This is a genomic window from Hyphomicrobiales bacterium (assembly GCA_030688605.1).
GTDB lineage: Bacteria > Pseudomonadota > Alphaproteobacteria > Rhizobiales > NORP267 > JAUYJB01.
Window position 1 is genome coordinate 1 of record JAUYJB010000086.1, and the last position, 7,060, is coordinate 7,060.

Annotated in this window: 5 protein-coding genes; 4 read left to right on the top strand and 1 reads right to left on the bottom strand. The window is 66.0% G+C overall.

Annotated elements, in window-relative coordinates:
* A partial coding sequence (locus tag Q8P46_09810; protein MDP2620455.1) for a hypothetical protein occupies positions 1-360 on the top strand: 360 nt, incomplete at its 5' end.
* 250 nt (positions 361-610) lie between these two features.
* Complete coding sequence (locus tag Q8P46_09815) at positions 611-1,105, top strand: DUF4167 domain-containing protein (protein MDP2620456.1); 495 nt, start codon at positions 611-613, stop codon at positions 1,103-1,105.
* Between the two features lie 71 nt (positions 1,106-1,176).
* On the opposite strand, the gene Q8P46_09820 is transcribed toward Q8P46_09815, so the two are convergent.
* Positions 1,177-1,941: an MOSC domain-containing protein gene (locus tag Q8P46_09820; protein ID MDP2620457.1), complete on the bottom strand. Its 765-nt coding sequence runs from the start codon at positions 1,939-1,941 to the stop codon at positions 1,177-1,179.
* A gap of 182 nt (positions 1,942-2,123) precedes the next feature.
* On the opposite strand from Q8P46_09820, the gene clpB reads away from it, so the two are divergent.
* Both clpB and Q8P46_09830 read left to right on the top strand, forming a co-directional pair.
* Positions 2,124-4,721, top strand: a complete 2,598-nt coding sequence (gene clpB / locus Q8P46_09825; GenBank protein ID MDP2620458.1) for an ATP-dependent chaperone ClpB — start codon at positions 2,124-2,126, stop codon at positions 4,719-4,721.
* A 202-nt stretch (positions 4,722-4,923) separates the two neighbouring features.
* Positions 4,924-7,060 (top strand): adenylate/guanylate cyclase domain-containing protein (locus Q8P46_09830; protein MDP2620459.1); only part of this gene is annotated, 2,137 nt, incomplete at its 3' end.

Below are 7,060 nucleotides of genomic sequence, written 5' to 3' on the forward strand. Positions count from 1 at the left end.
GGCCGCGCCCGCTTCCGCATTTCCGACTGGGGCGAGCGCGTCGGCGAGCGGTTCGACCTCGTGGTCGCCAACCCGCCTTACGTCGCCGACGGCGATTTCGCGCAACTGGCGCCGGAGGTCCGGCGCTTCGAGCCGAGGCTCGCGCTCTCCGGCGGCGCCGACGGGCTCGCCCAGTACCGCTTGCTGGTGCCCGGCCTGAGGCGGCTGTTGAAGCCGCAGGCAAGCGTCATTCTCGAGATTGGCGACGGGCAGGCCGACGCGGTCGAGGCGATCCTGGAAGGCCACCGGCTCAAGGTTTCCGGCGTGCGCGCCGACCTGGCGGGCCGGCCGCGGGCGATCGCCGCAATTACCGATTTTTAACGTTTTCTTCAAAAAAAGGTTGGAAATTGGGGTTTTCCCGACTAACGTTGATTCGCGAGCGGTCCCTAGGGCCGCGACCGAAGGGGGTCCACGCTTCAGAAGCGTTGTCGAAACCCTTAATTTTCCCACGCTAACACCGTACCGCCGGTTCGCGTTTCGAAGAATGGGCGTATTCGGTTGTGTCGGTCCCGACGTCCGGACCTTCGCGCGGCGGGGATTGTATAAACAGCCTTGATGAACAGAAGGTGCCATGAAGCAAGGTAACAACAGACGCTCGCGTTCTCGCGGCGGCGGCAAGCGCCACGGCGGCGGCAAGGGCCATAACTTCGAAAGCAGCGGTCCGGAAATGAAGATGCGCGGTTCGGCGCAACAGCTACACGAAAAATACCTGGCGCTGGCGCGCGACGCGTCGTCCGCCGGCGACCGGATCGCCGCCGAGTCCTATTTCCAATACGCCGACCACTACCACCGGATCCTGAACGCCGACAGCGGCAACGGAGCCGGACGGCCTCAGCAGCAGCATCAACAGCATCCGCAGCATCCACAGCAGCACCGGGGCGGCCCCGATCAGCGTCACGATCAGCGGCCTTCCGGAAATCCGCAAGGCGGTGGCCCGCAGCCGGTGGTGCCCGCGTCCGCCATGGCCGCCGTGGCCACCCAGGCGTCGCCGGACGGCAAGGACGCCAACGTGACCAAGACGACGAACCCGGCGGCGGGAAGGGGACAGGGGCCGACGGCCTCCTGACGTTGTGGCGGCGGGGTGACTCACCCGACGCCCAAGTTCAACAACCGAGTCCGACGAACGATTAGCGAGATTCATCCAACCAACGTCACCGCATCGCCGGCGGCGACGCGTCCGCCGCCGACCACGGTGGCGTAGACGCCCATGTCGGCGTGGCGGAATCCCCGCTGCAGGCTGGCCGGGATGTTGAGGTTGCGCACCGCCTTTTCGGGATCGACGTTGGTAGCGGCGCAGCGGCCGATGCGCACCTCGATCTTCAGGCGCGCGTTGCCGACCGTGATCTCGTTGCCGATCCATCCGAACTCCGACCACGCGTTGGCGCCCGCGATGAACAGATTGCCGCGGAACCGCAGCGGATCGACCGGCGCCGCCGTCACCCGTTCCAGGTCCTTGACGCTGGCGAGATTGATGATCGAAACCACCGGCGTCCGATGGTCGCTCAGTACCTCGCCCGCCGCCGCCTCGACCAGCTTCAGCCGGCCGCGCGCTTCCGCGCCCATGTAGGCGTCGAAGAACTCCTCGATCACAGCGCGACCCAATCGGCCGGTGATGATGCCGCGCGCCACCGGCCGGCCGTTGCGCTCGATGACCAGCGCCCCGGTCGTGCCGTCGAAATGGGTGCGCAGCGCCGCCAGCTTCTCGTGCTTGACCAGCGTCAGGAAGCTCGACTTCGGCATCCATGACACGGTCGCGCCGTCGACCGGCGTCGAGCCGAGCGCGATCGCGAACCGCCGGTCGTCGGGCAGCCCTTTGCCTGCGGCAAGCACGACCGCGTCGAGAGCCTCGGGCGTCAGCCCCTTGACCGGATAGCGGCAGATTTTGGCGACGGTAATGGTCATCGGGGCCGAACATTGCCCCCCGAGAGCGGACTGTCAACGGGGCCAGCGGATTCCCGGGTCCGCGCCGGCCTGCCGGCGGCGCTTGCGCGGCCGGCTCCTTGGGCCATATTTAGGGGTGGCGGTGGCCTAAGACGCCTGCCTTATCCGCCGCCAAACCGGGGTCGGACGAGGACATCGAGGTCATGGAATTCGAGAACTACACCGAGCGCGCGCGCGGCTTCATCCAGTCCGCCCAGACGCTAGCCATCCGCGACGGCCACCAGCAGCTGGCGCCGCTGCATCTGTTGAAGGTTTTGCTCGACGACAAGGAAGGGCTTTGCGCCAACCTGATCAGCGCCGCCGGCGGCGACGCCCGGGCCGCGCTCAAGGCGACGGAAGCCGAGCTCAAGAAGCTGCCGAACGGCGAAGGCCCAGGCGCCGGCCAGACGTCTCTGGGCCAGGAAACGGCAAAGCTGTTCGACCAGGCCGAGCGGATGGCGGAAAAGGCCGGCGACAGTTTCGTCACCGTCGAGCGCCTGCTGCTGGCCATCGCGCTCGCCGCCGGCAGCGCCGCGGCCAAGGCGCTCAAGGACGCCGGCGTCACCCCGCAAGGGCTGAACAAGGCGATCAACGACTTCCGCAAGGGCCGCACGGCGACCAGTCGCACCGCCGAGGAAGGCTACGAGGCGCTGAAGAAATACGCCCGTGACCTGACGCAGGCCGCCGCCGACGGCAAGATCGATCCGGTCATCGGCCGCGACGAGGAGATCCGCCGCACCATCCAGGTGCTATCCCGGCGCACCAAGAACAACCCGGTGCTGATCGGCGAGCCCGGCGTCGGCAAGACCGCCATCGTCGAGGGGCTCGCCATCCGTATCGTCCAGGGCGACGTGCCTGAGAACCTGAAGACCAAGCGCCTGATGGCGCTCGATCTCGGCGCGCTGGTCGCCGGCGCCAAGTTCCGCGGCGAGTTCGAGGAGCGCCTGAAGGCGGTACTCGCGGAGATCACCGCCGCCGAGGGCGAGGTGATCCTGTTCGTCGACGAGATGCATACCATCGTCGGCGCCGGCGCCGCCGAGGGTTCCATGGACGCCTCAAACCTGCTGAAGCCGGCGCTGGCCAGGGGCGATTTGCACTGTGTTGGCGCCACCACGTTGGACGAGTACCGCAAGCACGTCGAGAAGGACGCGGCGCTGGCGAGGCGCTTCCAGCCGGTGTTCGTCTCCGAGCCCTCCGTCGAGGACACGATTTCGATTTTGCGCGGCATCAAGGAGAAGTACGAGCTCCACCACGGGGTACGAATTCTCGATTCGGCGCTGGTGTCGGCGGCGACGCTTTCCAACCGCTATATTTCCGACCGCTTCCTGCCGGACAAGGCGATCGATCTCGTCGACGAAGCGGCGTCGCGGCTGCGCATGGAGGTCGATTCCAAGCCCGAGGAGATCGACGAGCTCGACCGCCGCATCATCCAGCTCAAGATCGAGCGCGAGGCGCTGAAGAAGGAGAGCGACCGCGCGTCGAAGGACCGTCTCGGCAAGCTGGAAAAGGAATTGAAGGAACTGGAAGGCGAGTCCCGGAAGCTCACCAAACAGTGGGAATCGGAGAAGGGCGCGCTGGCCGACGTCACCAAGCTGAAGGACGAGCTCGACAAGGCCCGCGTCGCGCACGAGCGCGCCATGCGCGAAGGCCGCTACGAGGAAGCGGGGGAGCTGCAGTACGACCTAATCCCGCGCCTCGAGTCGCAAATTGCCAAGGCCGACGGCGCCGAGCACGGCCACATGGTCGAGGAGGCGGTAACCTCCGAGCACATCGCCGCCATCGTCTCGCGCTGGACCGGCATCCCCGTCGACAAGATGCTGGAAGGCGAGCGCGAGAAGCTCCTGCACATGGAAAAGAGCCTGCGCACCCGCGTCATCGGCCAGGAGGAGGCGCTCGCCGCCGTCTCCGACGCGGTGCGCCGTGCCCGCGCCGGTCTCCAGGACCAGGGCCGGCCCATCGGCTCGTTCGTGTTCTTAGGGCCGACCGGCGTCGGCAAGACGGAGTTGTGCAAGGCGCTGGCCGAGTTCCTGTTCGACGACGAGCAGGCGCTGATCCGCATCGATATGTCGGAGTACATGGAGAAGCACGCCGTCGCGCGGCTGATCGGCGCGCCGCCGGGTTACGTCGGCTACGACGAGGGCGGCGCCTTAACCGAAGCCGTACGCCGCCGACCGTATCAAGTGGTGCTGTTCGACGAGATCGAGAAGGCGCACCCGGACGTCTTCAACGTGCTGCTGCAGGTGCTCGACGACGGCCGCCTCACCGACGGCCACGGCCGCACCGTCGATTTCCGCAACACCATTATCGTGCTGACCTCGAATTTGGGCGGCGACATCCTGGCGGCGCAGCCGGAAGGCCAGGATTCGTCTCAGGTACGGCCACAGGTGATGGAGATCGTGCGCCGGGCGTTCCGGCCCGAGTTCCTCAACCGCCTCGACGAGATCATCCTGTTCCATCGCCTGTTCCGCGAGCACATGACCGGCATCGTCGAGATCCAGCTCGGCCGCCTGAGGCAGCTGCTCGCCGAGCGCAAGATCAAGCTCGCCCTCGACAAGGCGGCGAAGGCGTGGCTGGCCGACAAGGGCTATGACCCTGTCTACGGCGCCCGGCCGCTGAAGCGGGTGATCCAGCGCGCCCTGCAGAACCCGCTCGCCGGGCTGATCCTGGAAGGCAAGGTGCTCGACGGCGCCGACGTGAAGGTGTCCGCCGGTCCGGATGGCCTCACCATCAACGGCGAGGCGGTCGAGGCGGAAGCGGCCTAGAAATGCCGGCGGCGCCAAGCCGCGCTTTCGATAGTGGATGGCAACCAGGTTTCAGACGAGCTTTGGCTTGAAGATCGTAGTGCCGCCGAACCCGCGGCCGCCAGCGCTTCTTCGATTGCCACCGGGAGTCGCCCGTCGAAAGTAGCGCCGGTCTTTTCCCGCGCATCTGCTATCATCGGGCCGCTGCGATCGGAGGCAAGACGTGAGCGGTGACATTGCGCGTTGGCTGGAGGGCTTGGGCCTCGACCGATACGCCGAGACCTTCGCACGGAATGACATCGACCTGGAAGTTGTGGCCGAACTGTCGGACGACGACCTCAAGGACCTGGGGCTGACTCTCGGCCACCGGCGAAAGCTGCTGAAAGCGATTGCCGCCCTTCCTGACGTGCAGGAACGGCCTCCGGCTTCCGCTCCTTCCCGGAGCAAGGCCGAGGCCGAACGCCGTCAATTGACCGTGATGTTCGTCGATCTCGTAGGCTCGACGGCATTGTCGCAGCGGATGGACCCCGAGGAGTTGAGCGAACTCATAGGCGGCTATCAAACAGCGGTCGCTGGCCAAGTGGCGCGCGTTGAGGGGCACGTCGCCCGATACATGGGCGACGGCGTGCTGGCTTATTTCGGTTATCCCCGTGCGCACGAGGACGGCGCCGATCGCGCGGTGCGTGCCGGACTCGCCATCGTCGAAATGGTCAGCGGCTTGGCGTCGCCTGACGGTGAGTCATTGCGGGTCCGGGTTGGCATCGCCACCGGATCGGTCGTCGTCGGCGACATCATCGGCGAAGGCGCGGCGCAAGAGGAGGCGGTGACCGGGAAGACGCCGAACATGGCGGCCCGGCTCCAGGCCATGGCCGAGCCGGGCCAAGTGGTGATCGATGCCATGACGCACCGTCTGATCGGCGCCGCCTTCGTCCTTGAGGATCTCGGCCGCCGGGAATTGAAGGGATTCGCCGAACCCGTCGCCGCCTGGTCCGTCGTTGGCGAAGGGGTGACGGATAGCCGCTTCGAGGCCACCCACGCCGGCGCGCTCACCCGTTTCATCGGGCGCGAGCACGAACTCGGCCTGCTTCACGAACGCTGGGAACTGGCGAAGGGCGGTGAAGGACAGGTTGTCTTGCTGTCGGGCGAGGCCGGCATCGGCAAATCGCGCATCCTGCAGGCGCTCCGGGAAAAGATCGCCGGCGAGCCGCATTTCCGCCTGCGCTATCAGTGTTCGCCGCACCACGGCAACAGCGCCTTCTTTCCCATTATCCAGCGCCTGGAGCGAGCCGCCCGGTTCTCAGGCACCGACGGGCCGGAAAGCAAGCTCGACAAGCTGGAATCGTTGCTCAGGATGTCGGTGGAGAACATAGAGGCGGTGACGCCGTTGTTCGCGGCGCTGCTGTCGCTGCCGGCGGCGGACCGTTACGGCGTGCTAAATTTGACCCCAGAACAACGCCGCGACCGCACCATCGAGGCGATGATCGGCCAGGTGTTGGCGCTGAGCCGCCAGCGGCCGGTGCTGTTCATGCTGGAAGACGCACACTGGATCGATCCGTCGACGGAAACCTTCGTCGGGGAAATGATGGCGCGGGTGGCCGACGCGGCGGTGTTGATGGTGATCTCCTACCGTCCGGTCTACGCCCCGCCTTGGAGGCGGCATCCGCATCTTCTCCTGATCGCGTTGAACCGGCTGAGCCGCAAGCAGGGCATCGAAATCGTCCGCGCGGCCGGCGGCCATGCGCTTGCGGATACGGTCATCGATCAAATCATTACCCGCGCCGATGGCGTTCCCTTGTACGTGGAAGAGTTGACCAAATCCATCATCGAAGTCGGCAAATCGATCAGCGACCCGGAGGCCAGGGATCGAATACCGGCGACGCTACAGGCTTTGCTGATCGCGCGTTTGGATCAGTTGGGCGAGGCGAAGGAGACCGCGCAAGTCGGTTCGGTGTTCGGTCGGGAATTCTCTTTTGGCCTGTTGACTGCGGTGGCGGATTTACCCGCCGACGAAATCAAGGTCAACCTTGAGCGACTGGTGCAGTCGGAATTGGTTTTCAAGAGAGGCGCCGTTCCCGACGCCAAGTACACTTTCAAGCACGCCCTATTCCAGGATACCGCCTATGAGACATTGCTGTTGCGCCGGCGGCGGCAACTGCACGCGCGCATTGCCGAGATCCTGGAGCGGGATTTTCCCGAAATCATGGCGACCGAGCCGGAAACCTTGGCGCACCACTTTTCTCGGGCCGGGAACGCCGACAAGGCGGTCCGGTACCTGACGCTGTTCGCCGACAAGACGGCCGCCGTGTACGCTCATACCGAGGCCGTCGCCGTTCTCGATCAAGCCCTCGCCGAGGCGGAGC